The organism is Candidatus Symbiopectobacterium sp. (assembly GCF_020054415.1).
GTDB lineage: Bacteria > Pseudomonadota > Gammaproteobacteria > Enterobacterales > Enterobacteriaceae > Symbiopectobacterium.
Map to the genome: position 1 here is coordinate 1 of NZ_JAHWCO010000315.1, position 1551 is coordinate 1551.

Annotated in this window: 1 protein-coding gene and 2 pseudogenes; 2 read left to right on the forward strand and 1 reads right to left on the reverse strand. The window is 55.0% G+C overall.

Annotated elements, in window-relative coordinates; translation table 11 throughout:
* Window positions 1–82 (forward strand): annotated as a pseudogene (locus QZ506_RS09280) (lipoprotein); the annotation flags it as partial.
* Window positions 83–138: 56 nt separating this feature from the next.
* On the opposite strand, the pseudogene QZ506_RS09285 reads toward QZ506_RS09280, so the two are convergent.
* Window positions 139–1377, reverse strand: a pseudogene (locus tag QZ506_RS09285) (cation:proton antiporter); the annotation flags it as partial.
* A 64-nt stretch (window positions 1378–1441) separates the two neighbouring features.
* Between QZ506_RS09285 and QZ506_RS09290 the strand changes: the two are divergent.
* The coding region (locus QZ506_RS09290) for an IS1 family transposase (protein WP_367272994.1) at window positions 1442–1551 on the forward strand (110 nt) is incomplete at its 3' end.

The following is a 1551-nucleotide window of genomic DNA, read 5'->3' on the forward strand; positions in this document are numbered from 1 at the left end:
GGTGGGTGAAGCCATGGCCATGGTCAAAGCGCTTAACCGGATCACGCTATTAGGAATGCCGAACAGTATTCGCATCACGTAACAATCGACCCGTATGGGGCGCAGTCGTTACAAGTTCTGATTTATTCAACAAAGCCCACCAGACTGCAATAATTCATGGGCTTCAACACGTCCGCGCGCCCGCGCCAGAATTTCCAGATTGGGAAAATGCTTTTGGCACAGGTGAACGATGTCCATGGTGTCTTCCGGCTCATTACAGGTGATCACAATCGCGCTCGCCTGTTCAGCGCCGGCCGCCCGCAGCAGTTCCAATTCAGTGGCATCACCATAGTACACTTTGTAACCATAGCTGCGCATCATGCTGACGGCGCTGATATCACGTTCCAATACCGTGATGCGCATTTTGTTCGCCATCAGCAAACGCCCGATCACCTGCCCAAAACGCCCAAACCCGACAATGATCACCTGCGGCTCGTCATCTTGCACATAAGGCTTTTCGTCATGCTCCTCCGTAGCGTTATAACGATGCGCCAGAATGCGGTCTATCCCCTGCATCAGCAGCGGCTTGGTCATCATGGAGAGGGTTACCGTGACCAGCAGCAACGGAAGCTGTTCACCCTGTAGCACCTTGTGCGCCGCTGCCGCAGAAAACAGCACAAACGCAAACTCACCGCCCTGACTCAGCACCCCGGCGAACTGAAGCCGTTCAGAGCGCCGCATCCGGTTCACGCGCGCCAATACGTACAGCACGATGCCCTTCACCGTGACCAGAAGGAATACGCCCAGCAACACTTCGTCGATGTGGGTAAACAACACCCCCAGATCGAGCGCCATGCCCACGGAGATAAAAAACAGTCCGATCAGCAATCCCTTAAAAGGATCGATGGAAATTTCCAGCTCGTGGCGATACTCACTTTCCGCCAACAACACGCCTGCGATAAAGGTGCCCAACGCCATGGAGAAACCCAGCGCATCCATAAAGACAGCAGATCCAAGCACCGGCGGCAGCGCCGCGGCGGTAAACACTTCACGCACGCCGGAGGCGGCTATAAACCGGAATAGCGGACGCACCAGATAGCGTCCACCTATCAACATGCCGATAAAGGCCGCGACCTTGATGGCAACGTCTTTCCAGTCGGTCACTTCACCCTGCACTCCGGCCAGCACTGGCACCAACGCCAGAGCGGGGATGACCGCCAAGTCCTGAAACAGCAGCACCGCGAACCCCAACTGGCCGGATTCGCTGCGGTTCATTCCCTTCTCGCGCATCAGTTGCAGCGCCATCGCGGTGGAAGACATCGCCAACCCGACGCCACCAATCAGCGCTGATTGCCAGGAAAAGCCGGTCAGGTAAAGTAAGCAGCCAAGGACCGCCGCGCTGGGTCGTGTATTCAATATGTTGATTGCAGTGTGAAATGTCCGGTTTTTGATGTGGAATACAGTGGCTAAAGTTGATGTAAGATGCCCGTTTTGTGAACAGACATCTCCTGTGAAAAAACACGGTTATGGCAAAAGTGGCCATCAGCGTTACCGTCGTCAGTCATGCAAACA